This is a genomic window from Thauera sp. SWB20 (assembly GCF_000831325.1).
GTDB lineage: Bacteria > Pseudomonadota > Gammaproteobacteria > Burkholderiales > Rhodocyclaceae > Thauera > Thauera aminoaromatica.
This window is the reverse complement of record NZ_JTDM01000013.1, coordinates 67,716-93,045: the sequence shown is the minus strand read 5'-3', so window position 1 is coordinate 93,045 and position 25,330 is coordinate 67,716. Positions and strand designations below refer to the sequence as shown.

Annotated in this window: 19 protein-coding genes and 2 pseudogenes; 8 read left to right on the top strand and 13 right to left on the bottom strand. The window is 68.4% G+C overall.

Features of this window, described 5'->3' with window-relative positions; translation table 11 throughout:
- The first annotated feature begins 6 nt into the window (after window positions 1-6).
- Together PO78_RS04370 and PO78_RS23135 are read left to right on the top strand one after the other, a co-directional pair.
- Window positions 7-798, top strand: a complete 792-nt coding sequence (locus PO78_RS04370) for a peptidylprolyl isomerase (protein ID WP_197068730.1) — start codon at window positions 7-9, stop codon at window positions 796-798.
- Between the two features lie 126 nt (window positions 799-924).
- Complete coding sequence (locus PO78_RS23135) at window positions 925-1,134, top strand: hypothetical protein (RefSeq protein ID WP_170109999.1); 210 nt, start codon at window positions 925-927, stop codon at window positions 1,132-1,134.
- Here the strand turns inward: PO78_RS23135 and PO78_RS22145 are convergent.
- Window positions 1,131-1,524: pseudogene (locus tag PO78_RS22145) on the bottom strand (IS1595 family transposase); the annotation flags it as partial. The gene PO78_RS23135 and the pseudogene PO78_RS22145 sit on opposite strands and share 4 nt — an antisense overlap.
- A 384-nt stretch (window positions 1,525-1,908) precedes the next feature.
- Between PO78_RS22145 and PO78_RS04365 the strand changes: the two are divergent.
- Window positions 1,909-2,487, top strand: a pseudogene (locus tag PO78_RS04365) (aminotransferase-like domain-containing protein); the annotation flags it as partial.
- Window positions 2,488-2,636: 149 nt separating this feature from the next.
- Here PO78_RS04365 and PO78_RS04360 read toward each other — a convergent pair.
- The 10 genes from PO78_RS04360 to nosZ all read right to left on the bottom strand — a co-directional run bounded on the left by PO78_RS04360 (window position 2,637) and on the right by nosZ (window position 13,345).
- Window positions 2,637-3,533 (bottom strand): U32 family peptidase, encoded by an 897-nt coding sequence (locus tag PO78_RS04360; protein WP_043742288.1) that lies wholly within the window; start codon window positions 3,531-3,533, stop codon window positions 2,637-2,639.
- Window positions 3,534-3,615: 82 nt separating this feature from the next.
- On the bottom strand, window positions 3,616-4,629 hold the full coding sequence (gene ubiU / locus PO78_RS04355; RefSeq protein ID WP_043742285.1) for a ubiquinone anaerobic biosynthesis protein UbiU: 1,014 nt from the start codon (window positions 4,627-4,629) through the stop codon (window positions 3,616-3,618).
- 58 nt (window positions 4,630-4,687) lie between these two features.
- The gene (locus PO78_RS22755) at window positions 4,688-4,960 is read right to left on the bottom strand and encodes a hypothetical protein (RefSeq protein ID WP_156147767.1); all 273 of its coding nucleotides are present in this window, start codon (window positions 4,958-4,960) and stop codon (window positions 4,688-4,690) included.
- A 28-nt stretch (window positions 4,961-4,988) separates the two neighbouring features.
- Window positions 4,989-5,528, bottom strand: coding sequence for a nitrous oxide reductase accessory protein NosL (locus PO78_RS04350; RefSeq protein WP_043742282.1), 540 nt, complete (start codon window positions 5,526-5,528; stop codon window positions 4,989-4,991).
- 33 nt (window positions 5,529-5,561) lie between these two features.
- On the bottom strand, window positions 5,562-6,377 hold the full coding sequence (locus PO78_RS04345) for an ABC transporter permease (RefSeq protein ID WP_043742279.1): 816 nt from the start codon (window positions 6,375-6,377) through the stop codon (window positions 5,562-5,564).
- Between the two features lie 11 nt (window positions 6,378-6,388).
- A complete protein-coding gene (locus PO78_RS04340) occupies window positions 6,389-7,339 on the bottom strand; it encodes an ABC transporter ATP-binding protein (protein WP_043742277.1) in 951 nt (316 codons plus the stop codon).
- Window positions 7,311-8,612 carry a nitrous oxide reductase family maturation protein NosD gene (locus tag PO78_RS04335; RefSeq protein WP_043742274.1) on the bottom strand — a complete coding sequence of 434 codons (1,302 nt, stop codon included), beginning with the start codon at window positions 8,610-8,612 and terminating at the stop codon, window positions 7,311-7,313. Before PO78_RS04335 ends, PO78_RS04340 begins: the two co-directional genes overlap by 29 nt.
- Window positions 8,613-8,620: 8 nt before the next feature.
- Window positions 8,621-9,049, bottom strand: a complete 429-nt coding sequence (locus PO78_RS04330; RefSeq protein WP_043742271.1) for a hypothetical protein — start codon at window positions 9,047-9,049, stop codon at window positions 8,621-8,623.
- Window positions 9,050-9,067: 18 nt separating this feature from the next.
- Window positions 9,068-11,194 carry a 4Fe-4S binding protein gene (locus PO78_RS04325; protein WP_443080467.1) on the bottom strand — a complete coding sequence of 709 codons (2,127 nt, stop codon included), beginning with the start codon at window positions 11,192-11,194 and terminating at the stop codon, window positions 9,068-9,070.
- A 207-nt stretch (window positions 11,195-11,401) separates the two neighbouring features.
- Window positions 11,402-13,345: a TAT-dependent nitrous-oxide reductase gene (gene nosZ / locus PO78_RS04320; RefSeq protein WP_043742265.1), complete on the bottom strand. Its 1,944-nt coding sequence runs from the start codon at window positions 13,343-13,345 to the stop codon at window positions 11,402-11,404.
- A gap of 388 nt (window positions 13,346-13,733) precedes the next feature.
- Here nosZ and PO78_RS04315 point away from each other — a divergent pair, with 388 nt between their 5' ends.
- Window positions 13,734-15,806: a YgiQ family radical SAM protein gene (locus PO78_RS04315; protein WP_043742463.1), complete on the top strand. Its 2,073-nt coding sequence runs from the start codon at window positions 13,734-13,736 to the stop codon at window positions 15,804-15,806.
- On the opposite strand, the gene PO78_RS04310 is transcribed toward PO78_RS04315, so the two are convergent.
- Window positions 15,803-17,722, bottom strand: a complete 1,920-nt coding sequence (locus tag PO78_RS04310; protein WP_082047688.1) for a CHASE domain-containing protein — start codon at window positions 17,720-17,722, stop codon at window positions 15,803-15,805. The genes PO78_RS04315 and PO78_RS04310 overlap by 4 nt on opposite strands.
- A 227-nt stretch (window positions 17,723-17,949) precedes the next feature.
- Here PO78_RS04310 and PO78_RS04305 point away from each other — a divergent pair, with 227 nt between their 5' ends.
- From PO78_RS04305 to PO78_RS04295, 3 genes are all read left to right on the top strand, one after another.
- On the top strand, window positions 17,950-19,206 hold the full coding sequence (locus tag PO78_RS04305) for a lipoprotein-releasing ABC transporter permease subunit (RefSeq protein ID WP_043742259.1): 1,257 nt from the start codon (window positions 17,950-17,952) through the stop codon (window positions 19,204-19,206).
- Window positions 19,199-19,900, top strand: coding sequence for a lipoprotein-releasing ABC transporter ATP-binding protein LolD (lolD, locus tag PO78_RS04300; RefSeq protein ID WP_004325086.1), 702 nt, complete (start codon window positions 19,199-19,201; stop codon window positions 19,898-19,900). The genes PO78_RS04305 and lolD overlap by 8 nt, the downstream gene beginning before the upstream one ends.
- A 106-nt stretch (window positions 19,901-20,006) precedes the next feature.
- Entirely contained in the window at window positions 20,007-22,031 is a 2,025-nt protein-coding gene (locus tag PO78_RS04295; protein ID WP_012585304.1) for a methyl-accepting chemotaxis protein, read from the top strand.
- Between the two features lie 123 nt (window positions 22,032-22,154).
- Here the strand turns inward: PO78_RS04295 and PO78_RS04290 are convergent, their stop codons facing one another.
- On the bottom strand, window positions 22,155-22,691 hold the full coding sequence (locus PO78_RS04290; protein ID WP_004301288.1) for a DUF2062 domain-containing protein: 537 nt from the start codon (window positions 22,689-22,691) through the stop codon (window positions 22,155-22,157).
- Between the two features lie 170 nt (window positions 22,692-22,861).
- Here PO78_RS04290 and PO78_RS04285 point away from each other — a divergent pair, with 170 nt between their 5' ends.
- Window positions 22,862-25,309 (top strand): DNA internalization-related competence protein ComEC/Rec2, encoded by a 2,448-nt coding sequence (locus PO78_RS04285; RefSeq protein ID WP_043742255.1) that lies wholly within the window; start codon window positions 22,862-22,864, stop codon window positions 25,307-25,309.
- Window positions 25,310-25,330: the final 21 nt, after the last annotated feature.

The following is a 25,330-nucleotide window of genomic DNA, read 5'->3' as shown; positions in this document are numbered from 1 at the left end:
AGAGGCATGGATAAGGGATGCGAAGTGCTTGTCGAGGTGCCCGCGCAAATCAATGGAGCTGCGCTGCATCGCCCCGGTGAGAAAGTGCCCGTCGAGGAGTTGCGTCAGCGGGCTTGTACCGAATTGCTGCGCCAGGCAGCGCAGCGCGATGGGTTTTTGGCGGCGGACGACCCTGCCGGCCCGGATGGCGTGATCAGCGAAGCTGCCTCACAGGCGATCGAGGTGTGGCTCGAGCGCGAGATACAGTTGCCCGAACTCTCGGAAGAGGCGCTGCGGCGCCATTTCGAGGCTCACAAGGCACGCTTCGCGATTGGGGAGAGAGTGTGTCTGCGCCACATCCTCTTTGCAGTAACGGCAGGCGTGGACGTAGCCACGATGCGCGAGCGTGCCGAGCAGGCGCTCCTCGATGTACGTTGCCACGACGGTACGAACGGAGGGAGCTTTGCCGCGCGAGCGCGCGAGCTATCCAACTGCCCAAGCGGCGCGCAGGGTGGGGATCTCGGGATGCTGACTGCGGATGATGTTGCACCGGAATTGGCACGCGAGCTCTTTGGCCGGGCGGAAGTCGGAGTTCTGCCACGGCTGGTACATAGCCGCTTCGGCCTGCACGTGGTCGAAGTACTCGAGCGCATCCCGGGGATCCAGCCCGGCTTCGAATCGGTGCGTGCTGCGGTTGCAAACTCCATGCAGCGTGCGACCTACGTGACGGCCCTCCGCCATTTGCTCCTCCGACTCGCCAACCAATCCGACGTCTACGGCGTCGACCTGGATGACACAGCTATACCACTGGTCCAGTGAAGTGAAAAGTTATAACCGGATCGCTTCTTCAAAATTCAAGAAGATGAAACGGCCATGATGGCAATACATGACTAGTGCATTCGCGGAGACGCTCTGCGACGGACCACGACAAATCGGAGAATACGCATGACCAAGTTTTCCTTCCTGATCGCCGCTGCGGCGTCCGTTTTGCTGGCTGCCTGTGGCAACTCCGGTAGCGGCACTCCCGCGGCGCCGGCCAAGGCCCCCGCGGCTCCGGCAGCGGCTGCGGCCCCCGCTGCGCCGGCCGCGGCCGCGCCCGCCGCCGCTCCGGCCGGTGCCGGGGGCGAGGGCACCTACAAGAAGGTTCTTGATTAGCAATGAATCTCAGCCATACGAATCAAGCGCTGGGGCTGCGGGGCGCAGGTGGCCGCAGCCACGAGCAGTCGCGTGTGCAGGGAGCGCAGATCGAATCGGCGGTTGAATCGATAGGTTAAACGCAGCCAGGTATCGAGCGGCATATTTTCGGAAGTCGAATGCATGGTAACTCCCGCTCAAGCTGGTCTTGAGATTGCCGAGCACGGTGTTGATCCACTTGAACTCGGGCAAGTCCTTGGGCTTTCGCCGGCCGACGACGGTCGGCTGATGCATGCAGCCTGCCGTGGTTACCGCAGCGAAGCAGGCCAGCCCATCGGAGAACACGGTGCTGCCCGGGGCCAGATGCGTCTTCGCCCACTGGCCGATCGCGTTCAGGCTGAAACCGCTGACTGAGCACGGTCACCCACCACGATGGGAAACAGGGTGTTTTTGGTCATTCTGGGTGATGTTCCAGGCCTGAAGTCCCTCATCTTCGATGACCAAGAGTTTTCCAAAGACATCAATGAGTTAACGACTCAGTTCGGGCACGGTTTGTGCTTTACGTATTGGCGCGCGCTGCGTGCAGAGTCAGCCCTTCTGCCTGGCGACAACTCGCCCGGAACGTAGGCGTTGTCAAGGCTGCGGGCGTAGCTCGCACCCGAAGGGCATGGCCTTGACAACGCCGGAGTGCAGGGCAAGCTCGCGTTCAAGCAGAAGGGCGGAGCGGCGTTCAAGCGGCTGTTCGCCATCACGGAGTGTGATCATCGCAACATCAAATTCGGTGATCACACTCAGCCGCTGATCGAAGACGACGTCTACGCCGAACTGTACTTCGGCCGCGAGGCGCCGCTGTGCACCAAGGCGGAAGACCCGGCGGGTCTGGTGATGCACGTCTCGTCGTTCTCGAAATGCCTGGCGCCCGGCTACCGCCTTGGCTGGGTCGCTGCCGGGCGCTACGCGAGCCGGGTCCAGCGCCTGAAGCTGTCGACCAGTCTGGCGACCACGGTGCCGGTGCAGATCGCCGTGGCCGAGTATCTGAAGCAAGGCGCCTACGACAAACACCTGCGCCAGCTGCGGCGCAGGCTGGCCGCGCAGGAAGCGCAATTCGTGGATGCCGTTGAGCGCCATTTCCCCGCCGGCACGCGGCTGGCGCGACCGCAGGGCGGCTATTTCCTGTGGGTTGAATTACCACCGCGGGTCGATACCCTGGCGCTGCACCGGCGCGCCCTGGACAAGGGTATCAGCATTGCTCCGGGGCCGATTTTTTCGGCCAAACGCGAGTTCGATCATCACCTTCGGCTCAACTTCGGACACCCCGGAACCGATCGTCAGCGTGCGGCGATCACGCTCCTGGGGCAGATGCTCGCCATGTAGCGGTTGCGGCGCAGGGCTATGCCGCTCCCGATGAGTGGCCCTTACCTGGGCTGACCGAGGCGCCGGCCTGCTGAATGCTGTCGTGGTGCTTCCGCGGTCGGGCTCGCGTCAGGTGCAGCTTGCGCGTGCGACCGGAGTCGTTGGTGCCCCTAATCGTTTGCGTACTGCTCGACGCCGGCGCGGCCGTGCCAGAAGCCGTTGCAGGGCTCGGCGACCATCCACGCGCGGCTGGCGGCGAGGGCCTCGGCCGGGGTCGTGGCGCCGTCGAGCGCGGCGCGAAAGAGCGCGACCACCTGGGCGGTGTCGGCACCCTGCGGGCTGATGCGCAGCACTTCGCCGTGCTCGCGCACCGCGGCGAGGTCGCCGAGCAGGTTGTGCACCCGTGCCGATTGCGTCTGGACGCCGTTCAGGGTCAGGAAGGGCTCGCCTTCGCGGGTGCGCAGGGTGATGCCGTCCTGGATCGACAGGCAGCGGAACTCGCAGGTGTCCTTCTGCAGGTTGAAGTGGCGGGCGGTGAAGCAGCGCGCCGAGTGCGCCAGCGGCAGGCGGCCGTAGGCGAAGATTTCGGTTTCGATCGGTGCGGCGAGGCCGGCGCGCAGCTCGGCGAGGGCGGTGGCGGAGAGCTCGGGGGCCACCGCCCAGCGGGTCGCGCCGGTGTCGGCCAGGAGCTGCAGGGTGTGCGGGTTGAAGACGTTCAGGGTCGGGCCGGCGACCCAGTTTGCCACCCCGGCTTCGGCGAGCAGGCGTACCGCGCCCATGTCGTTGGCTTCGACGCGGAAATCGGTCTGGCGCACGATGCGGCGCAGCGCCTTGAGGTCGGATTCGGATTCGATCAGGCTCTGGGTGCTGATCACCACTTCCTTGCCAGCGGCGGCGAGCATGTGGCCGACTTCGAACCAGTCGTCGAGGCGCAGCTCATGGCGGCGCGAGCATACGGTTTCGCCCAGATAGACGCTGTCGACCGGGCTGTCGGCGAGGCCGGCGTAGAAATCGAGCACGCTCTGGCGCGGCCAGTAGTAGAGCAGGGGGCCGAGGGCGAGTTTCATCGTTGGGGTCTCGTTCGATCGGGGTTGTACGGCAGATGGGCGGCGTGTGCCGGAGCCCCGCGCCGCGGGGCGCGGCGCGGCCTCACTTCCAGGGGCGGTAATAGGCGCCCAGGGTGTGGGCCTGGCCTTCCGAGACCTTGTTCAGTTCGGCCATCCACGCCGGCAGCACGGTGAACGATTCGGGCGCCGCGCGCAGCTTGTCGAGCGCGGCGCGCCAGACCTTGGTGACCTGGGTGACGTAGGCCGGGCTGCGCTGGCGGCCTTCGATCTTGATCGCGCGGATGCCGATGCGGGCGAGTTCGGGGAGCAGCTCGAGGGTGTTGAGGCTGGTCGGCTCCTCGAGCGCGTAGTAGGTCTCGTCGTTGACTTCGAAGCGGCCCTTGCACAGCGTCGGGTAGCCGGCACGTTCACCTTCGGCGAAGCGGTCGATGAGGATGCCGTTGAGGCGCGTTTCCATGCCCTGCGGGGTGTCTTCCCAGCGCACGTGCTTGCCCGGCGAGCAGGCGCCGTTGCAGTTGGGCGATTCTCCGGTGGCGTAGGCCGACAGCGCGCAGCGGCCTTCGACCATCACGCACAGGCCGCCGAAGCCGAACACTTCGATTTCCACCGGCGAGTGGGCGATGACGTTCTCGACCTGGGCCATCGACAGCACCCGCGGCAGCACTGCGCGCTGGATGCCGAAGCGCTCGTGGTAGAAGTTGATCGCCTCGTAGCTGGTGGCCGAGCCCTGCACCGACAGGTGCAGGCGCAGATCCGGGTGGGTCTTGGCGGCGTAGGCCATCAGCCCGGGATCGGCGAGGAGCAGGGCGTCGAGGCCGAATTCCGCGGCACGGTCGATGGCGGCGGTCCAGCTCGACCAGTTGCCGGCCTGCGGGTAGGTATTGAGCGCGAGCAGCACTTTGCGGCCGCGGGCGTGGGCGTAGGCGATGCCTTCGCGCATCTGCGCCGGATCGAAGTTCAAACCGGTGAAGTTGCGCGCGTTGGTGGCGTCCTTGAAGCCGAGATAGACGCAATCGGCGCCGTGGTCGATGGCGGCCTTGAGGGCCGGCAGGCTGCCGGCGGGGCAGACGAGCTCGATCGGGGTGTGGGCAGTCATGAGGTGCGGGTTGGAGTCGAAAGACCGTACCACGGGGGCATTGGTTGCCCGCCGTGCTTCAGTTCGGGATTTTCCAAAAGGAAACGTCGTTTATGTTGCAGTCATTTGAGGGCTGGGTGCAGAGACAGTGAGCCTCTTTCGATTGCATGACAGACGGTTTGTGATGAGCAATCCATGACAAGTCGTAGTTCACCGCAGTGCTTGTGGGCGTGGGCTGATGTTCGCCATGTAACAGGAACATTCCCATCGCAGCTGCGGCTACAGCTGCGCCGAACTGTAAGGTCCGGAGGCGGCCCTCAAGGAGCTTGAGACGGTTCACTTCGGTTTGCATGCACCCAGGTCCTCGGTTATTCAATGGGCTACATGGATTGGTCGTGGAGGGCGCCGCCGTCGAGGACGACGTGGTCGGGGGTGACCTCGTCGAAGCGCAGGACGGCGCCGCCGTGTTCGGCGGCGAACGCTTTCGCGTCGGCCTCGTTGGCGAAAGAGGCGGCGGTCGGGCCCATCGAGCCCAGGCGCTGCGAGCCGAAAACATAGAATGCGGCCTTGGCGTCGATCCAGTGGCCCTGCGGGGCGTTCCACTCGGCCTTGCCCATGTCCTGGACGAAGATCGCTGTGATGGCCCGCGCCTGTTCCGGGTTGAGGTAGATATTGAACATCTCGACGGTGTCGCAGAACCAGTCCGGCTCGGCTACCCCGGTGTAGTGGATCTGTGCCTTGGGGCCGGGGTAGTCGGCGAGCAGCATGCCGTCGAGGGTGCAGCTGGTACCGCGTTCGATTTCGCGTGCGACGACCGCGGCCTTGCCGCCGCCGCCCTGGCCGCAGGCGGCGAGCAGGCCGCTCGCCGCAGCGGCGAGCAGGAAGCGGCGGCGGGAAAGGCAGCGCTGATGAGAGCACATGAAGAAGTTCTCCGTTTCTCGTGGGGTGGGGGCTCAGCGGCGGAAGCGCCAGGCGGCGAGCGCGAGCGGGCCGACGATCCAGCCCGCCATGACCGCGCCGAGCAGCCCGGGGCGGGCCAGCGCCGGCGGGAACACGGTGGACAGCCCGTACAGGGTGCGCACGTCGTCGAGGCTGAAGATGTTGAGGATGCGGAACACGTCGGCCGGATTGAGCAACAGCAGGTAGGGCAGGGCCTCGCCGCCCCACTGCCCGCCGCTCAGCACCAGTGCGCCCAGCAGCAGCAGGTCGAACACGAGGACGAAGAAGAACCACAGCGCGATCGCCAGCCCCGAAGCGCGGGTGCGGTCGGCCGCGAACACCGACAGCATCACCGCCAGGCTGAGGAAGGCGCAGCCGAGCAGTACCGAACTCGCCATGAAACCGAAGTAATGGAACAGCGCGGCCAGATCGAGCTGGGCGGAGAGCACCAGGCCGACGAGGCCGAAGCCGGCCACGGTGGAGAAGGCGAGCGCCGCGGCGAGGCCGAGGTACTTGCCCAGCAGCAACTCGCCGCGGGTGATCGGCATCGACAGCAGGAGCTCGAGCGAGCCGCGCTCGCGCTCGCCGACGATGGCGTCGAACCCCAGCAGCAGCGCGATCAGCGGGATCAGGTAGATCACCAGGCTGACCAGGCTGGCGATCGTGACCTCGATCGAGCGGAAACCCACCGCGCCCTGCTGCGCCGCGCCGAAATAGGCGATCGACAGCGCGAACGCGGTAAACACCAGCGCCACCGCCAGCACCCAGCGGTTGCGGATGCGGTCCCAGAACTCCTTGCCGGCGATGGCGGCGATCTGCGCGAACTCCATGCCTGCTCCTTTTAGTCGGAAAAGCCGAAGAACACGTCTTCGAGCGAAGGTTCGTGGACGGTGAGGTCGAGCACCGTGCCGCCCAGGCCGGCGAGTGCGGCGATCACCGCCATCTTGGTGTCGCGCCGGCACTGCACCGCAACGTGGTCGTCGCGCGCCTCGACCGCCCCCACCGGCAGGTGGCCGAGCGCGGCGCGTACCGCAGCGAAATCCGCGGGCGCCACGCGCACGGCGAACCACAGCGGCAGGTCCATCTGCTCGCGCAGCGCCTGTACGGTGCCGCTGGCCTGGACCTTGCCTGCGGCCATGATCGCCAGCCGGTCCACGCGCTCCTGGATCTCGGCGAGGATGTGCGAGGTGATGACGATGGTCACGCCTGTGCTCTTCAACTGGCGCAGGATTGTATAAAAACCGCGGATCGCCTCCGGGTCGAGGCCGGTGGTGGGCTCGTCGAGGAACAGCAGCTTGGGGTCGCCGAGCAGGGCCTGGGCGAAGCCGAGGCGCTGGCGCATGCCCTTCGAATACTCGCGGACGCGCCGGCGTGCGGCCTGGGCGAGGCCGACGCGCTCGAGCAGTTCGCCGTTGCGCGCCGCGGACACGCCTTTGAGGCGGGCGAAGAACTGCAGCGTCTCCAGTCCGGTGAGGTTGTCGTAGAGGACGACGTTCTCCGGCAGGTAGCCGACCTTGCGCCGCACCGCGCGGAATTCGCCGCCGGCGCCGCCGCCGACGCGGGCGCCGTCGATGCGGATCTCGCCTGTGGTCGCGGGAAGGAGGCCGAGCATCATCTTGAAGAGGGTGCTCTTGCCGGCGCCGTTGTGGCCGATCAGGCCGAACAGCTCGCCGCGGCGGATTTCCAGATCGACGCCGTCGACGGCGCGGATCGGGCCGTAGTGCTTGTGCACGCCGCGCACCGCGATCAGCGGCGCGGCGGCGTCATTGGGGGCGGGGGAAGTGTCGGCCACGCCATTGGCTCCAGTCGGGGTTGTGCGGCTGCATCCGCGGGTTCGGGTCGACGATGCTCGGTGCGCGCAAGAGCGGGAACTGCTGGCCCACCAGGCGCAGCGTCTGCACCGCCGGGCTGGCGAGCAGCAGCTTCATCAGCGGGTGGCGCCAGGACAGGCGGTCGACGAGGTCGTTGGCCTCGTAGCGGACGTCGCCGGCGCCGTCGCCGTCGCGGTCCCAGCCCAGGTAGTTGCTCCAGTAGTTGCCCGCCTGCTCGCCCCAGGGCAGGTCGCGGGCGCCGACGTAGCGTACCTGCTCGCGGTTGAAGATGAAGTCGTTGCCTTCGACTTCGTTGTTCTTCGAGCCCGCCCACAGGTGCACGCCGACGACGTTGTCGACCACGGTGTTGCCGCGCAGGGTGTTGTATTCGGCGTCGTAGATGAAGAAGCCGCGCTGGTTGCCGGCGACGACGTTGCCTTCGATGGTCGAGTCCTGGATCGTGCGCAGCATGATGCCGTGATCCGAATTGGCCCAGGCGCGGTTGTTGCGCACGGTGAGGCGGCGCACTTCCATCAGCGCCAGGCCGCCGCGGTTCATCCAGGTGTCGTTGCCTTCCCAGACGTTGTCGTAGGCGTTCATGTAGTGCGTGCCGTAGCGGCTGTGGTGCAGGCGGTTGGCGCGGAACACGGCGTCGTGCGAGACATCGACGTAGAGCGCGTCGCGCACGAAGCTGATGTTGTTGCCGAGGATCTGTGCACGGTGGGTGTTGTAGAGCTGGATGCCGTTGCCGCGCTTGACCGACATGTAATCGCGCTTGCCGGTGATGACGTTATTCTCCACTCGGACGTCGTTGGCCTTCTCGATCCACAGCCCGAACAGGTTGTAGGCGAGGTCGCAGTTGCGCACGAGCGCATGGTCGGCGCCGGGCTGTATGTAGATGCCGGCATTCTGCTCGCCGAGGTGATCTCCCGAGTTCCAGATGATGAAACCTTCAATGGTGACGCCAGGGGCGGCAATCCGGACCACGTCACCGCGACCTTGCCCGTCGAGCGTCGGCCGGTCGAGCCCGCGCAGGGTCAGCGGCTTGGCGATGAGGAGGTTCTCGGCGTAGCGTGCGCGCTCGATCTCGACGGCGTCGCCGGGCCGGGCGCGGTCGATTGCGGCCTGGACCGACTCCCCCGCGGCGACGCGCAGCGTCGCGGCCAGGGCGTCGCGGCCGGCGACGAGGCCGAGCGCGGCGAGCAGCAGGCCGGCTGCCAGTGCGCGCAAGCGCCGGACGTGGTTCGGGGGCATCGCCGGGCTCAGAGCAGCAGCAGGCCGGCCGATTTCAGCCCGATGAACAGGGCGGCGCCGATCAGCAGGTTCTTGAAGCCGACGTAGCACACCATGTCCATGCGGCCGGCGCGGCGGTAGTGCCGCCCCCACCACGGGCCTTCCTTGACGTAGGGCTTGGCGCCCAGGCGCACCAGCACTTCGAACACGCTCCAGCCGAACCACCAGCCGATGATGGCGCCGGCGCTGAGCTGGCCCATCGCCGCGAGGATCCAGGCCACGCTCGCCGCCGCGGCCAGCGCCAGGCTCGCGGCCTGCACCGCACGCTGGCGCTGGAAGCCGGTTCGACTCCATGGCCACAGGTGGTCCCAGGCCTCGGCGGCGAGCCGCTTGAGCAGGCTGCCTTCGGCTGCGTACGGGGGGTGGACCGGTTCGGTCAGCATGCGCGGATCGACCATGATTCTCTCCTTGCCGGATCAGGCTTTCGGTGCCCGCGCGGGCACGGGCGTGATCGGGATGTAGTAGCCGTCGGCGCCGATCGGCGTCAGCGACTGGCCGGCCTTGGCGCGGCGCTTGCGCTCGTCGGCCAGCGGCGGGCAGACATGGTTGTCGGTGTACAGCACCATGCAGTCCATGCACAGCATGCATTCGCGGTGGTCGATGCGGCCCTTGTCGTCGATCGCGAGCGAGCCGCAGCCCTTCGCGCAAGCCTTGCAGCTGTCGCATTCCTGCTTGCGGCGCAGACCGAACCAGCGGAAGGTCGAGGGCATCGCCAGCGCGGCGCCGAGCGGGCACAGATACTTGCAGAACGGGCGCTCGATGAAGATCGACAGGCCGAGCAGGCCGGCGGCGAACAGGGTGTACGGCCAGCTGCGGTTGAACAGGCCGACGAGGAAGGTGGTCTTGAAGGGCTCGACTTCGGCGAGCTTCTCCGCCAGGCCGATCGAGAACACCGACACCGCGAGCAGGCCGAAGAACACGCCGTACTTGACCCATTTCAGGCGGTTGTGCCATTTCATCGGCAGTGCGAACTGGAAGCGCTGCAGGCCGATTGCGCGCGCGACCTTGTAGATCATCTCCGACAGCGAGCCGAACGGGCACAGCCAGCCGCAGAACAGGCCGCGGCCCCAGACGAACACGGTGACGATGATGAAGATCCAGAACAGGAAGATGAAGGGGTCGGTCAGGAACAGTTCCCACTGCCACTGGAACAGCAGCGAGTGGAACCAGGTCAGCACCTGCGTGATCGAGGGCTGGGCGAGCAGGCCGAAGCCGACGAAGCCGATGCTGATGATCCAGGCGCCGTACTTGAAGACGTTGACCGGCCATTTGTTCTTGCGCGTCGAGCGCCGGGTGAGCGTGTCGCGGTTCGCATAGATGGCGGCGACCGCCACGAGCAGGGCGGCGAACAGGGCGATTTCCACCGCGCGCGTCTTCCATACCCGCACCCAGGGGGCATCGGGTTTGTTCACTTCGGGGCGGCCGCCTTCCAGGTAGCGGTCGGCGAGCCAGTATTCGGTGTCGAAGTTCACGAAGGTGCGCGCGCCGGTCTCGCGGTCGACGCGGTTGCCGAGGAAGATGAACTTCCACGGGAAGGCGCCGGAGAAGGCCGCAGAGCGCACGATGAAGATGCCCGACTCGGTGAAGGCGGGGGCACCGGCGGCGCTGACGCCGTAGAGGTTGAGGTAGTCGAGGTCGCGGAAGGTGAACGCGTCCTGGCCCTGGCGGATCTGGACGCGGTCGTAGATGCCGCCGCGCACGAAGCCCGAGCCCTTGAACGACTCCCGGCCGCCGGTTCGGATCACGAAGAGGGCGTGCTCGCCTTCGGCCAGGCGCGACATCAGCGCGCGCCAGCCGGCTTCGCCGAGGATCGCACGGCCGATTTCCGGATGGTTCAGGTAGCCGAACCAGAGCTCGATGAACGGCGTCGCGCTGCGTTCGAGACCGACCTGCTCGGGCCGGACGGTGAGGCGCTGGACGGCGCCTTCGTCGACCAGCGCGGCCCAGTCGAGCGCGCGTCCGGCATCCTTGAGCTTCGCCTGCGGGCGGATGGTCGGCTCGAGGATGCCGACCTGGCGGGCGACCGCGGCGCCCGAGGCCATCATCACCTGGTTCTGGGCGATGACGGTGACGGTGGCGCCGGAGATGGCGTCGAGGCCGATGATCTCTTCTTCGGGGCGGGAGCGGCCGATCTCGATGTTGTCGCCGACGAACTTGCCCAGGTACTGCTCGTTGAACTTGATCAGGGACGATTCGGGAATGCCGAGCAGCAGGATCGGCTCGGAGTGCTTGAGGATCTTGACGCCGACGAAGCGGCCTTCGGTGTTCATGCCGATCAGCGTGACCACCGGCTTGCCCGAGTAGGCCGGGGTGTCGGTGATGTCGGTCGACAGCATCACGTAGCCGAGCAGCTTGCGCGTGCCGTTTTCATCCGCATAGCCCTCGACGTAGCGCGGCTGGCCCTTGCGTTCGGAGAAGTGCGTGGCGCCGGGCAGGACTTCGCCACAGGGTACGTAGTCGCACAGCGCGGGAGCGGTGTTCAGCTCCGGTGGCAGTTTGGCCTCGTAGGCGCTAGCCATGACGGATGAAGGGCCGAACAGCATGAAAGCGGCGAGCCAGGCGTTGCAGACCGCACGAAGAAATCTCATTGCAGCAACAGGGAAAGCGTGGAAGCAATCCGTCCATCCGAAACGGGGTTCGCCGGCGGTCATGAAAAAGCCTTTTGTCCTGGGAAGACGGGCGCACCTTGCCCGCAGGCGGCGCGGTCCGTCGGTACCCGCGGTGTCCGACGGACCGCGCCTACGTGGCACTCACGCTTCGACGATCATGCGCGAGCGCATCTCCATGTGCAGGGCGTGGCAGAAGTGGGTGCAGTAGCACCAGAACACGCCTGCCTTGTCGGCCTTGAAGGTCACCGACTTGGTTTCCTGCGGATTGACGATGAAGTTGATGTTGTAGCGCTCGATCGCGAAGCCGTGGGTCAGATCCTCGATCTTGTCGAGGTTGGTGAGCACGATCGTGACCTCATCGCCCTTCCTGAGCTTGAACTCGCGCAGGCTGAAGGCGGGCGCCTGGCTGACGAGCTTCACCGTAACCTTGTTGCCATCGCGGAACACGCCCGACTCCTGGGGGCCGCGCACGGCGTTCGGGAACTGGTCGAGCTCGTAGATCTGTTTCGGCTTGATGATGTCGCGGCGGATGATGATGGAGTCGTGCGGCTCCGATGACACCGGGTTGTCGTGCACGAGCTTCATCTTTTCGCCGCTGATGTCGATCAGCTGTGAGGTCTCGGGGTGCAGCGGGCCGACCGGGAGGAAACGGTCCTTGGAGAACTTGTTGTCCGAGACTAGGAACTTGCCGTCGCAGTCGCGGGTTTCGCCCATCGAGGTAAAGCCGTGGCCGGGCTGGTAATGGACGTCGAGGCGATCGACGACGACGGTCACGCTCTTGTCGCCCTGATAGGACTTGATCGCGCCGTCGATGCTCCACTTGACGATCTGGCTGTCGAGGAAGAGCGTGGTGTAGGCGTTGCCGCGGCCGTCGAAGGCGGTATGCAGCGGGCCGAGGCCGATCTCGGGTTCGGCGACCACCGCCTCGCGGGGCTCCTTCAGATTGCCGTCGAACCACTGCAGCACCTTCTCGTGGGCGATCAGGCTTGCGGAGGGGGAGAGCTTGCCGGCGCAGGCGTAGTACTTGCCGTCCGGGCTGATATTGACACCATGCGGGTTCTTGGGGACGGGCACATAGCAGGTGAGGGCGGTCTTCGGGTCGGCGTTAGCGGCCTGGGTACCGTCGACGACCGGCACCTTGGAGTCGCCGTAGGTCTTGAACTTGCCGTCCCTGACGGCCTGCTCGATGCGGGCGATGTTGAAGAACAGGCATGAGTCCCATTCGGCGGACATCATGTCTTCATACTTGGCGCCCATCTCGGTGTTGTACTGGGTGGTGGCGGCGAGCTTGCCGTCGTAGGAGGAGGCGACGAGCTCGCAGTTGCCGTCGATCAGCACCTGCCAGCGCACTTCCATCGATTCCACGTCGACGCAGCTGAACAGCGAACGGTACTTCGCTTCGTCCTCGATGCCGACACCGACGTTCGGCAGCGGGATGGAGAATTCCGCGCCGCAGAACACACGCGTGCTGCGGTTGATCGCCGGATCCACCGGATCGCGCTTGTCCGGGAAGGTGCCGTGAAAGCCCTGAATGTTCGGCAGCTGGGTGATCTTGTCGCACTCCATCGTGTCCAGCCGAACGCGCGCCAAGCGGCAGTTGAGCTTGTCGTTCACGAACAGGTAGCGGCCGTCGTAGGTGCCGTCGGTGTACGACGGGTGCAGATGGTGGGTGTCGCCGGTGTGGTACTTCAGCGAGCCATCCGGATTCGTGCCGATGATCGCCTTCGATTCGTTGGTGATCCCCCAGCCGATCATGCAGTCGATGTTGAACACCGGGATGCGCTTGAACTCCCGCCCCGAGGGCAGGCCGAACACGCGCACGTCGCCGGCGTGGCCGGCGCTGGAGAACATGTAGTAGGTGTCCAGTTGGCCGGGCGCGACCGAATAGTCGCCGCCGTGGGCGCCGGACGTGTCCGCGTGCGCCGTCGTCGCCGCGACCGCGCTGGCCGCGGTGTCGTCCTTGCACGCCGCCAGCCCGAACGAAATCCCCGCCCCGGCGAGGCCGGTAAAGGCCACCTTGTTCAAGAACCGGCGGCGGCTGTCGTCCGGCAGTCCGCTGTGCGGCGTGGTGTGCTTCTGGCTCATATTGCTGTGCTCCGTTTTCAACGAGGGATGTGCTTGCAGGCTGGCGGTCGGTCGGTGATAGGCGGCCCGCGACCGGCCGCCGCGCGCTCGTCCCGGGCTTGCGACCGGCCCGGTGCGGAATCGAGAACAGGGAGAATTCTCAGCGTCTTCGGGCAGTCAAAACAGTTACAGAGCCAAACATATCCGATCCGCACAGATGGCCCGGCGCACGGCAGTGGATGCCTGCCCTTTCAAGGCCTTGCAGAATTTGCCGGGGGACGGCCCCGCGCTGGCCGGCGCCGATACAATGGCGTCCATGAACGCACCGATGTTTTCCGCGCCCGCGGCCGGCCCCTCCGAGATCCTCGGCCGTGCCGTGCCCGGCTACCGCGCCGCGCCCTTCCTGCCGATGTCGCGCGCCGAGATGGACGCGCTCGGCTGGGACGCCTGCGACGTCATCCTCGTCACCGGCGATGCCTACATCGACCACCCCAGCTTCGGCATGGCCCTGGTCGGGCGCCTGCTCGAGGCCCACGGCTTTCGCGTCGGCATCCTCAGCCAGCCCGACTGGCACTCGGCCGAGCCCTTCCGCGCCCTCGGCAAGCCGCGCCTGTATTTCGGCATCACCGCCGGCAACATGGACTCGCTGGTCAACCGCTACACCTCCGACCGCAAGATCCGCTCCGAAGACGCTTACACGCCGCATGCCGAAGCCGGCCGCCGGCCCGATCGCGCCGTCACCGTCTACGCCCAGCGCGCGCGCGAAGCCTTTCCCGACGCCAACGTCGTCATCGGCAGCATCGAGGCCAGCCTGCGCCGCATCGCCCACTACGATTACTGGTCGGACAAGGTGCGGCGCTCGGTGCTGGCCGACTCCAAGGCCGACCTGCTGCTGTTCGGCAACGCCGAGCGCGCCCTGGTGGCGCTGACCCACCGCCTGGCGGCGGGCGAGCCGATCGCGGCGATCCGCGACCTGCGCGGCACCGCCTGCATGGTCAAGCCGGGCTGGCTGCCGGATGGGGGAGATGGCGAGCCCTGGGTCGAGATCGATTCGCTCGCGCTCGACAAGCCCGGCCGCATCGACGCCCATCCCGACCCCTACGCGATGGCGCCGGCGGCGACCGCCGCAGAGCCCGCCGCCGACGGCGCCCAGCCGGTGCGCATCGTGCCGGCGGCCGAGCGCGTGGCGGCGCGCCGCGCCCAGCGCGGGCGCACGCTGATCCGCCTGCCGTCCTACGAGCAGGTGAAGGACGATCCGGTGCTGTACGCCCACGCCTCGCGCGTGTTCCACCTCGAATCCAACCCGGGCAACGCCCGCGCGCTGGTCCAGCGTCATGGTGAAGGCCCCGGCGCACGCGACGTCTGGATCAACCCGCCGCCGCTGCCGCTGACCACGCCGGAAATGGACTTCGTCTACGGCCGCCCCTTCGCCCGCGCGCCGCATCCGTCCTACGGCGATGCGCGCATTCCGGCCTGGGACATGATCAAGTTCTCGATCAACATCATGCGCGGCTGCTTCGGCGGCTGTACCTTCTGCTCGATCACCGAGCACGAGGGCCGCATCATCCAGAGCCGCTCGCACGACTCGATCATTCACGAGATCGAGGAGATCCGCGACAAGTCCCCCGACTTCAAGGGCCACATCACCGACCTCGGCGGACCCACCGCCAACATGTACCGCATGGCGTGCAAGAGCAAGGCGATCGAGCAGAACTGCCGCCGCCTGTCGTGCGTGTATCCGGGCATCTGCGAGAACCTGGACACCGATCATTCTTCGCTCGTCGAGCTCTACCGCAAGGCGAGGGCGGTGCCGGGGATCAAGCGCATCACCATCGGCTCGGGCCTGCGCTACGACCTCGCGGTGCGCTCGCCGGAGTACGTCAAGGAACTCGTCACCCATCACGTCAGCGGCCTGCTCAAGATCGCGCCCGAGCACACCGAGGAAAACGCCCTCGCGAAGATGATGAAGCCGGGCATCGGCGCCTACGAGGAGTTCCGCCGCATGTTCGAGACGTTCTCGGCGCAGGCGGGCAAGAAGCAGCACCTGGTGCCCTACTTCATCGCCGCCCACCCCGGCTGCACCGACGAGGACATGCTGAACCTCGCGCTGTGGCTGAAGAAGCACGACTTCCGCCTCGACCAGGTGCAGACCTTCCTGCCCACGCCGATGGCGCTGGCAACGACGATGTACCACTCGCGCAAGAACCCGCTGAAGAAAGTCTCGGCGGATTCGGAGGTCGTGGAGACCGCCCGCGCCGGCAGGGTCCGCAAGCTGCACAAGGCTTTCCTGCGCTGGCACGACCCGGAGAACTGGGCGATCCTGCGCGAGGCGCTGATCGAGATGGGGCGCGCCGAGCTGATCGGCAACGGTCCGCACTGCCTGGTGCCGCGCCAGCAGCCGGCACGGCTGGTGGCGGCGAAGGCCGGGGGCGGGCGCAAGCCGGGTGGTTGCGCGAAATCGCGGGCGAGGCGCGGGGCCTAGGAGGCGTTCAGCGTCTCGAGCCGGTTGCGTCCGCCGGCCTTGGCGCGGTACATCGCCTCGTCGGCCCGCCGCAGCAGTTCTTCGGCGCGCTGCTCGCCGCCGTCGAAGCAGGCGATGCCGATGCTGGGCGTGCTGTGATGACGCACTTTCCCGATTGCATATGGCTCGTTGAGTGCGGCGAGGATGTTGCCGGCGATCAGGGCTGCCTTTTCGCCCGTCTCGGCTGTGGCGTCGCCCAGATCCTCCAGCATCACCACGAACTCGTCTCCACCGAGGCGCGCCACGGTGTCGCCCTCGCGCACCACCTGGCGCAGGCGCGCCGCGATCTCGCACAGCAGCTGGTCGCCGGCCTCGTGGCCGTAGGTGTCGTTTACGCGCTTGAAGTGGTCGATATCGATGAACAGCAGCGCCCCGTGGCGGCCGTGGCGGCGCGCGTTGGCCAGGCCCTGGCGCAGGCGGTCGAGCAGGAAACGGCGGTTGGGGAGCTGGGTCAGCGTGTCGACGAAGGCGAGATTGCGGATCGCTTCCTCGGCGGCCTTGCGTTCGGTGATGTCGATGATCACCCCGTCGAGCCGGAGCGGTTCATCATCGGCGTCGACCGCCACGCGGCCGCGCTCGCTGACCCAATGGACGCGCCGGTCGCGCCCGCGCATGCGGTATTCCACCTCGTAGTTGGTGTGACTGATGCGTGCGCTCTCGATCGCGGCGACGATCGTGGGGACGTCCTCATGCAGGATGAAGTCTCCGAACGACAATCGACCGGACATGAAATCCTCGGGTGTCGCCCCGGTGAGCGCGGTGATCCCGCGGCTGATGTGCATCACCCTCCAGGGCGGTTCGATCTGGCAGCGGAAGACGACGCCGGGCACGTTCTCGACCAGGGTGCGGAACTCGTCGCGGCTGTGCGCCAGGTGCGACGCGGCGGCACGCATGCGGCGGCGGTGGCGGGCGTTGCTGTGCATCACCGCGAACAGCATCAGGCTGAGAGCGCTGCCACCGTAGAGGATCAGGGCGGGTTCCGCGCTCGCGTGGTCGGCCTCGAAGGCCGGTGTGCTGCTGAAGCGGACCACCCATTCGCGCCCTGCGACCTCGACCGCGTGGGTGACGACGTAGTGCGCGGCGGCATTGCGCTCGGCCGAGGCGTAGAGCAGGGTCTGCGGCGATTCGTGCAGGTCGTGCAGTTCGATGTCGGCGTCGCGCAGGTCGTCGCGGAAGATGGCCTGCATCATGTCGTACGCGCGGAACGGCGCGTAGACGTAGCCCAGCAAGGCGGCGCGGCGCTGCTCCACGCTCGCGACCGGCATGGCCTTCGCGTACACGGGCAGGTAGATCAGGAAGCCGGGCTGCACCTCGGTGCCGAACTCCTGAACCAGGGTGACCCTGCCGCTGAGCGCGGCCACTCCCGTGTCGCGCGCGCGTTCCATGGCCTCGCGGCGCACCGGCTCGGAATACATGTCGTAGCCGAAGGCGCGCCGGTTGCGCCCGTCGAAGGGCTCCAGGAAGACGATGCTGCTGTAGCGGTCGCGATACCCGGGCGGATGTACCGTGTAGTCGGGGAAGCCTTCGGCGCGCACCGCCGCGACGTGGGCCTCCAGCTGCGCCGGGAGCAGCATGAGGGTGAAGCCGGTGCCCTGGATACCGGGCAGCGAGCGCTCGAGGTGGAGGGCTGCGACATAGGCCGCCCACTCGGACCGGCCGACGTGGTCGCTCGCGGCGAACAGCGCGGCGCCGCCATGCAGCACCTGCTCGTAGGCCTGCACGCGCGAGAGCAGGTTGTCGCGGGCCAGCGTGGCGTGCGTGGTGAAGCGGTCGCGCGTCCGCTCCTCGAGATGGGCGTCGACGTATCTCCACAGCACCGCCGTCAGGAGCAGGCCCAGGATGAGCGCGAGCCAGGCGGCCGTGCTGCGGTCGAGCATGGCGGCGGCGCGAACTTGCGCGGATCCTGCGTCCTGTGTCATGGGCGGGAGGGGTGAGGGGGTGGCCTGTTCGCGAGTGTTCCACGAATCGTGCGGAGCGGCCAGCCCGCAGGTGGGACCGCCGCCGCGGCCGGGCTTACATCCGCATGCGTTTCGAGGTCGCGCGCGCGACCGCCAGCGGGCACAATGCCGCCCTTGTCCTTCCCGGCCATCGTCGACAGCAAGCAATGCCATACGAAATCCTCGTCGGCCTGCGCTACACCCGCTCGCGCAAGCGCGCCCAGGGGCGCAACCGCTTCATCTCCTTCATCTCCCTGGTATCGATGTTCGGCATCGCGCTGGGCGTCGCGGCGCTGATCGTGGTGCTTTCGGTGATGAACGGCTTCCAGGAGGAGTTGCGCACCCGCATCCTCGGTGTCGCCTCGCACGTGCAGGTGCAGAGCCCGGAGGGCGGGCTCATGGCCTGGCAGCAGGTCGCCGACGAGTCGCTGCGCAACCCCTCGGTGCGCGCCGCGGCGCCCTACGTGCAGGAGCAGGGCATGCTCTCCTTCGACGAGGGCGTGCGCGGAACGCTGGTGCGCGGGGTGATCCCGTCCGCGGAGGACAAGGTCGCCGATTTCGGCCGCTACATGCAGGCCGGCAGCTTCGATGCACTGCAGGCGGGCCGCTTCGGCATCGTGCTCGGACGCGACCTCGCCGCCGCGCTGCGCGTGCGCCTGGGCGATAAGGTCACGCTGATCGCGCCGCAGGGCCTGGTGACGCCGGCGGCGGTGCTGCCGCGCGTCAAGCAGTTCGAGGTGGTGGGCATCTTCGAGGCCGGCATGTACGAGTACGACTCCAGCCTCGCGCTCGTGCACATCGCCGACGCCCAGGCGCTGTACCGGCTGGGCGACGCGGTGAGCGGCGTGCGCCTGAAGCTCGACGACCTCTTCGCCGCGCCGCGGGTGGCGCGCGAGCTGGCGATGACGATCAGCGAGCCGGGTTTGGTCGTCGCCGACTGGACGCGCAGCCACGCCAACTTCTTCCGCGCGGTCGCGCTCGAGAAGACCATGATGACGCTGATCCTCTTCCTGATCGTGGCGGTCGCAGCCTTCAACATCGTCTCCACGCTGGTGATGGCGGTGCAGGAGAAGTACGCCGACATCGCCATCCTGCGCACGCTGGGCGCGAGCCCGGTCTCGATCATGGCGATCTTCGTGCTGCAGGGCTCGGTGATCGGCCTGGTGGGCCTGGCCGCGGGCGTGGCCGGCGGGCTGGCGATCGCGCACAACCTCGACGTGGTGATCCCCGCGCTCGAGACGCTCACCGGGGCGACGCTGTGGAACAAGGAAATCTATTACATCAACGAGCTGCCTTCGAAGGTCCTGGGCTCGGACGTGAGCACCATCGTCACCGTTTCCTTCGTGCTGACCCTGGTGGCCGCGCTCTACCCGAGCTGGCGCGCCTCGAAGGTGAATCCTGCGGAGGCGCTGCGCTATGAATGAAACCCTGGATACCGGCGCGCAACCCGTGGTCGTCGCCTGCACCGGGCTGTCCAAACAGTTTCGCGAGGGCGCGGAGGCGGTGCGCGTGCTCGACGGCGTCGAGCTCGAGGTGCGGCGTGGCGAGCGCGTCGCGATCGTGGGCTCGTCCGGCTCGGGCAAGAGCACCCTGATGCACCTGCTCGGCGGACTCGACGTGCCCAGCGCGGGCAGGGTGCGGTTGATGGGGCAGGACTTCTCGACCATGTCGGAGGCCGCGCGCGGACGCCTGCGCAACGCCTCGCTCGGCTTCGTGTATCAGTTCCATCACCTGCTGCCGGAGTTCTCGGCGCTCGAGAACGTCGCGATGCCGCTCTACATCCGCCGCGTCGCGCGTGCCGAGGCGGACGAGCGTGCCGCGCAGATGCTGCGCGAGGTCGGCCTCGGCCATCGCCTCGACCACGCTCCGGGCGAGCTCTCCGGCGGCGAACGCCAGCGCGCCGCGATCGCGCGCGCGCTCGTCACGCAGCCCGCCTGCGTGCTCGCAGACGAGCCCACCGGCAACCTCGACCGCCGCACAGCCGGTGCGGTGTTCGATCTCATGCTTTCGCTCAACGAGCGCCTGGCGACCAGCTTCGTCATCGTCACCCACGACGAGACCCTGGCCGCGCGCGCGCAACGCACGCTCCGCCTGGTGGACGGCCGGCTCGGCGCTTGAGGAAGAAATCCCGCGGCAACGCCCCGGGATGGGTCAAGTTCTACCGGAAACGACCGTATACAGGCTCGAAGACCATCCTGTCCGGCCCCGCGCCGGGAATCGAGCCATGAAAATCCTCTTCCAGCCTGCCGTCCGCCTGCTCGACCGCCTGAGCTATCCGCTCAAGTTCGGGCTCATCATCCTCGTCTGTGCCGTCGCCTCGGTGATCCTGCTCGCGCAGATCTTCACCAGCCTGCGCGAAGAGATCCGCGTGACCGAACGCGAGATCGCCGGCCTGCAGCTGTTCGACGCGGGCTTCGGCGTGATCCTCAAGACGCAGCAGCACCGCGGCCTGTCCGCCGGTGTGCTGGGGGGCAGCAGCGAGCTGGCGCCCAAGCGCGAGGCGAAGGCGGCGGAGTTGCGTGCCGCGCTCGGCGCACTCGACGCGGCAATCGACGGCGATGCCGGCTGGTCGGGCTTGCGCGCGGGCTGGCAGATGCAGCGGGCGGCGCTGGTACGCCTCGCCGACAGCGGGCTCTCCATGGCAGGCGCGGAGAATTTCCGCCTGCACACCGAGACGATCGCCGGACTCATGCGCTGGCTCGGCGAGCTCGGCGACGCCTCCGGGCTGTCGCTCGACCCCGAGCCGGCGAGTTCCAACCTGCTCGCGCCGCTGCTCGGCGCGCTGCCTGAACTCAGCGAGCGGCTCGGTCAACTGCGCGCTCGCGGCACGGCGCTGAGCGCCCGCCGCGAGCTTGCGCGCAGCGACGAGCACGCCCTGGTCGCGCTGCTCGCCGAGATCGGCCGCGCCGAGTCTGCGGTGCTGGAGCGCCTGCGCCGCACCGCGGCGGCCAACGCCAGCCTCGCCGCTAGCGTCGACGGCATGGGCCGCGAAATCTCCGAGGGTGTCGCGCGGGTGCGTGAGGCTACGGGGAAGGAGCTTCTCGACCAGCGCTTCGGCCTGAGCTCGGCGGCCTTCTTCGAACTGGTCACCGGCGCGATCGACACCGCGGTACGCAACTTCGACCAGGTGCTGCGCCCCGAGGTCGGCCGCCTGCTCGAGGCGCGCCGCGACCGCCTGAACCAGCGCCTGCAGACCCAGGTGGCGATTTCGGCGGTCGGCATGCTGCTCGCAGGCTATCTCTTCATCGGCATCTATCTCGCCATCGTGCGCTCGGTGCGCGAGCTCTCGGCCGGCGCGCAGGGCTTCGCCGCGGGCGACTATCGCAGCCGCGTGCAGTTCTCGGCGCGCGACGAGCTCGCCGAGGTGGCGCGCCAGTTCAATTCGATGGCCGATCACGTCGCCGGCCTCATCCGCGACATCCAGACCGGTGCCGCCCACGTCGGCGGCGCCGCCACCGAGATGTCGGCCTCCGCGCGTCGCGTGCTGGAGGGCTCCGAGACGCAGAGCGACGCTGCCTCCAGCGTGGCCGCAGCGGTCGAGGAGATGACGCGCGGGGTCGACGGCATCGCCCACCACGCCTCGACCGCGCAGCAGCTTGCCGAGGATTCGGGCCGGCTCTCGCAGGAGGGGCGCTCGGTCATGGAGCAGTCGGTGGCCGAGATGGAGCGCATCGCCGAGGCGGTGGATCTGTCGAGCGAGGCCATCCGCGAGCTCGGCGAGAAGTCGCGCCAGATCAACGCGATCGTCGACTCGATCCGCGACATCGCCGACCAGACCAACCTGCTCGCGCTCAACGCCGCGATCGAGGCCGCCCGTGCGGGCGAGACCGGGCGCGGCTTCGCGGTGGTGGCCGACGAGGTGCGCAAGCTCGCCGAGCGCACCTCGCTCGCCACGCGCGAGATCGGCGGCATGGTGGCGGCGATCCAGCAGGGCACCGAGCGCGCGGTCGACACCATGCAGCAGGGCGTGCAGCGCGTGCGCGACGGCGTGGAGATGAGCAACCGCGCCGGCTCCTCGATGGCGCAGATCAGCGCGGGCGCCGACCAGGTGCTCACCGCGGTGCGCGAGATCTCCACCGCCCTGCACGAGCAGAGCCTGGCGAGCAACGACATCGCGCGCAACATCGAGCGCATCGCCGACATGACCGAGCACAACAGCGTGACCGTGCGCGAGACCGCGGCCACCGCCGAGACGCTGGAGCAGCTCGCCGGGACCCTGCGCGAGCAGGCCAGCCGCTTCCGCGTCTGAAGTGTTCGCGGTGCCCGCTGCGATCGCAGCGGTGCCGCGATCGATTCTCCATGAGCCCTGCGGCGATGCGAAGGCCGTGCCGCGCGCAGGGCTCGAATCTTGCGGACCGGACGCTGCGCCCGCTTATCGCCGTTGCCGTCGCTGCCGCCACTGGCGGATCAGCCACAGCCGCCAGCCCCAGCGCACCGCCAGATACGACACCATCGACAGGCTTGCCGCGAGCACGATCAGGCCGACCACCAGCGGGCGGCCCAGCTCGCCCGCCCAGGCTGCGAGGTCGGCCGCCCACTGCAGTGGATCGAAGCCGGCGAAGTCCGGCGGCGGGATGAACGCAACTGCACCATTTCCCGACATCAGGCTCCCGATCGCGAATGCCGCGACGTAGAGGGGGACGATGGTGAGCGGGTTGCTGTAGAGCGTGGTGATCAGCGCCAGCGGCAGGTTGACCCTGAAGAGCACGCAAAACAGCGCCGCGCTCGGCATCTGGAAGGGGCCGGGAATGAGGCCGCAGAACATCCCCACCGCCACCGCCCCGGCCGCCGAATGGCGGTTCAGGTGCCACAGGCGCGGATGCAGCAAGGTGGACGCGAACGGCCGCAGCCAGCGGTTCTCGCTGACGCTGCGGTGGTCGGGGAGGAAGCGTTTGAAGAGCTTGCGCATGGTTCAGGTCCGCGTGGGCGAGTCTAGCAGGAGCCCGGCCCATCGCGTCGTGGCATGCGCGGCCATCCTCGACGCGGCGGCCCGGGCCGCGATCGTCCGTCGAGGGCGGAAGGGCGGCCGGCGATCACGGCGCCCGCCCTTCCGGGAATGCCTGAGGCATACTCGATGCCATGCGCATCATCGCTCTCGCCTTCCTCGCCGGCACCGTCCTCGTCCAGCGGTCGGCTGCGCTCGATGGCGTCGTGGCCGCGGCGGCGCTCGGCCTCGTCGCTGCGCTCGGCTTGCGGCTGGCGTTGGTGTTGGCGTGGGGCCGCGGGTCGGCGGCTCGGGCTGGGCGCTGGATCCCCATCGCCCTGGCCGCACTCGGTGCGCTCGCCGCCGGCGCGGGCTGGGCGGCGTGGCGGGCCGAGGTCCGGCTGAGCGACGAGCTCGCCGGCACCCTCGACGGTGTCGAGTTGCAGCTGCGGGGCAGGGTGGCCGGGTTGCCACGCGCGAGCGGGTCCGGCTGGCGCTTCGACTTCGCGGTCGAGCCCGACACGCCCGGCGTGCCGGGACTCGTGCAGCTGGCCTGGCGTCCCGAACGCACCGCTGTCGAGGCCAAGCTCGACGCCGAGGCCGATTCCGCGAGCCCCCTGCCGCTGGCGATGCCCCGTCCGGGCGAGCGCTGGGCGCTGACCGTGCGTCTGTGGCGGCCCCACGGTTTCGCCAATCCCTCCGGCTTCGACTACGAGGCCTGGTTGCTCGAGCGCGGGGTCCGCGCCACTGGCAGCGTGCGGGGGACGGGGCGGCTCCTAGACGAGCTTCCCGCCACCTGGATGCAGCACGTCCATCGCGTGCGCGCGACGGTGCGCGAGCGCATGCTCGCCGCCCTGCCCGACGGGGCGCACGCCGGCCTGTTGGTGGCGCTCGCGGTCGGCGATCAACAAGGCATCGATGCCGGGCAGTGGGAGATCTTCCGCCGCACCGGCGTCGCCCACCTGGTGTCCATCTCGGGCCTGCACGTGGCGCTGGTGGCGATGTTCTGCGGCGGTCTCGCCGGCGCGGCGTGGCGCCGGCAGCCGGCGCTGGTGCTGCGTGTTCCGGTGCAGCAGGTGCACGCGCTCGGCGGGCTGGCCGGGGCCACCGCCTATGCCTTGCTGGCCGGCATGGGCGTTCCGGTGCTGCGCGCCTGGCTGATGCTGCTGGTGGGCGCGCTGGCGCTGATCGGCGGGCGGCGCATACCGCCCTCGCGCGTACTCGCGATTGCATTGCTCGTGGTGCTGGTGGTCGATCCCTGGGCGGTGCTGTCGGCCGGCTTCTGGCTGTCCTTTGGTGCGGTGGCGGTGATCCTCGCCGTGCTCGGCGGCCGTGTCGCACCGTCGGCCGGCTGGCGCGCCGCGCTGCGCGTGCAGCTCGCGATCAGCTTCGCGCTGGTGCCGCTGCTGCTTGCGCAGTTCCAGGCGGTTCCGTTGCTGTCGCCGCTCGCCAACCTGGTGGCGATTCCGCTGGTGAGCTTCGTCGTCACGCCGCTGGTGCTGCTCGCGATCCCCTGGCCGATCCCCTTGCTGCTCGTGCCGGCCGACTTCGCCGCGGGGTGGATGATGGATTTCCTTGCGCCGCTTGCAGCGCTCGAGAGGGCGATGATCGAGCGCGCGGCGCCGCCGCCGTGGCTTTTCGGCGGTGCGCTCGCCGCCGTGGCGATCCTGCTGCTGCCGCGCGCAAGCCCGGGGCGGTTGGCGGCACCGGCATTGCTCGCGGCGCTGCTGTCCTGGCAGCCGGTGCGCCCGCAGGAGGGCGGTTTCCGCGCCTGGGTGCTGGACGTCGGCCAGGGTCTCGCGGTGCATGTGCAGACGCGTGCGCATGACCTCCTCTACGACAGCGGGCCACCCTTCGGCAGCGAGTCCGATGCCGGCGAGCGGGTGGTCCTGCCCTGGCTGCGCGCGGCCGGCGTGCGCTGGCTGGATCGGGTGGTGCTGTCGCATCCGGATTCCGATCATGTGGGCGGCGCGGCCTCGCTGCTCGCCGGCCTGCCGGTGGGCACGGTGCTGGCCGGACAGGCCGTCCATGCGCGCGAACGCGCAGCCTGGGCGGCCCGTCTGGCGCACGGGCGCGAGCCGGCGGACTGCGCACGCGTGCCCGCATGGGAGCGCGATGGCGTGCGCTTCGAGATTCTGCATCCGGCGCCCGTGCGCGCGCCGAGCGAGGAGCCGGCAGGCGCGGGCGCAAGTCCGCACGACAACGACGCCTCCTGCGTGCTGCGCGTCGTTGGCGCCGCCGGCGCGCTGCTGCTGACCGGCGACATCGGCACCGCCGCCGAGGCCAAGCTGATCGCCCGCCAGCCACCGGCAAGCCTTTCCGCCGCGGTCGTGGTCAGCGCCCACCATGGCAGCCGCTCGTCGTCCTCGGCCGCCTTCGTCGACGCGACCCTCCCGGAACACGCGGTCCACTCCGCCGGCAGCCGCAACAGCTTCGGCCATCCCCACCCCGAGGTGTGGGCACGCTGGGCGGAGGCAGGGGCACGCAATTGGCGCACCGATGCGCAGGGTGCGATCCGGATCGACTTCGCGGCGGCGCCGGAGGAGGGCGTCCAGGTGAACGCCGAGCGCGAGATGCAGCCGCGCTACTGGCACGGTCGCTGAGGGCGGCGGGCTTGTGTCCCG

Coding starts and splice junctions, on each gene's coding strand:
- PO78_RS04370 (WP_197068730.1), top strand. CDS start 7: ATGGATAAGGGATGCGAAGTGCTTGTCGAGGTGCCCGCGCAAATCAAT.
- PO78_RS23135 (WP_170109999.1), top strand. CDS start 925: ATGACCAAGTTTTCCTTCCTGATCGCCGCTGCGGCGTCCGTTTTGCTG.
- PO78_RS04360 (WP_043742288.1), bottom strand. CDS start 3,533: ATGAAACTCGCCCTCGGCCCCCTGCTCTACTACTGGCCGCGCCAGAGC.
- ubiU (WP_043742285.1), bottom strand. CDS start 4,629: ATGACTGCCCACACCCCGATCGAGCTCGTCTGCCCCGCCGGCAGCCTG.
- PO78_RS22755 (WP_156147767.1), bottom strand. CDS start 4,960: ATGCAAACCGAAGTGAACCGTCTCAAGCTCCTTGAGGGCCGCCTCCGG.
- PO78_RS04350 (WP_043742282.1), bottom strand. CDS start 5,528: ATGTGCTCTCATCAGCGCTGCCTTTCCCGCCGCCGCTTCCTGCTCGCC.
- PO78_RS04345 (WP_043742279.1), bottom strand. CDS start 6,377: ATGGAGTTCGCGCAGATCGCCGCCATCGCCGGCAAGGAGTTCTGGGAC.
- PO78_RS04335 (WP_043742274.1), bottom strand. CDS start 8,612: ATGCCCCCGAACCACGTCCGGCGCTTGCGCGCACTGGCAGCCGGCCTG.
- PO78_RS04330 (WP_043742271.1), bottom strand. CDS start 9,049: ATGGTCGATCCGCGCATGCTGACCGAACCGGTCCACCCCCCGTACGCA.
- PO78_RS04325 (WP_443080467.1), bottom strand. CDS start 11,194: ATGCTGTTCGGCCCTTCATCCGTCATGGCTAGCGCCTACGAGGCCAAA.
- nosZ (WP_043742265.1), bottom strand. CDS start 13,345: ATGAGCCAGAAGCACACCACGCCGCACAGCGGACTGCCGGACGACAGC.
- PO78_RS04315 (WP_043742463.1), top strand. CDS start 13,734: ATGTCGCGCGCCGAGATGGACGCGCTCGGCTGGGACGCCTGCGACGTC.
- PO78_RS04310 (WP_082047688.1), bottom strand. CDS start 17,722: ATGCTCGACCGCAGCACGGCCGCCTGGCTCGCGCTCATCCTGGGCCTG.
- PO78_RS04305 (WP_043742259.1), top strand. CDS start 17,950: ATGCCATACGAAATCCTCGTCGGCCTGCGCTACACCCGCTCGCGCAAG.
- lolD (WP_004325086.1), top strand. CDS start 19,199: ATGAATGAAACCCTGGATACCGGCGCGCAACCCGTGGTCGTCGCCTGC.
- PO78_RS04295 (WP_012585304.1), top strand. CDS start 20,007: ATGAAAATCCTCTTCCAGCCTGCCGTCCGCCTGCTCGACCGCCTGAGC.
- PO78_RS04290 (WP_004301288.1), bottom strand. CDS start 22,691: ATGCGCAAGCTCTTCAAACGCTTCCTCCCCGACCACCGCAGCGTCAGC.
- PO78_RS04285 (WP_043742255.1), top strand. CDS start 22,862: ATGCGCATCATCGCTCTCGCCTTCCTCGCCGGCACCGTCCTCGTCCAG.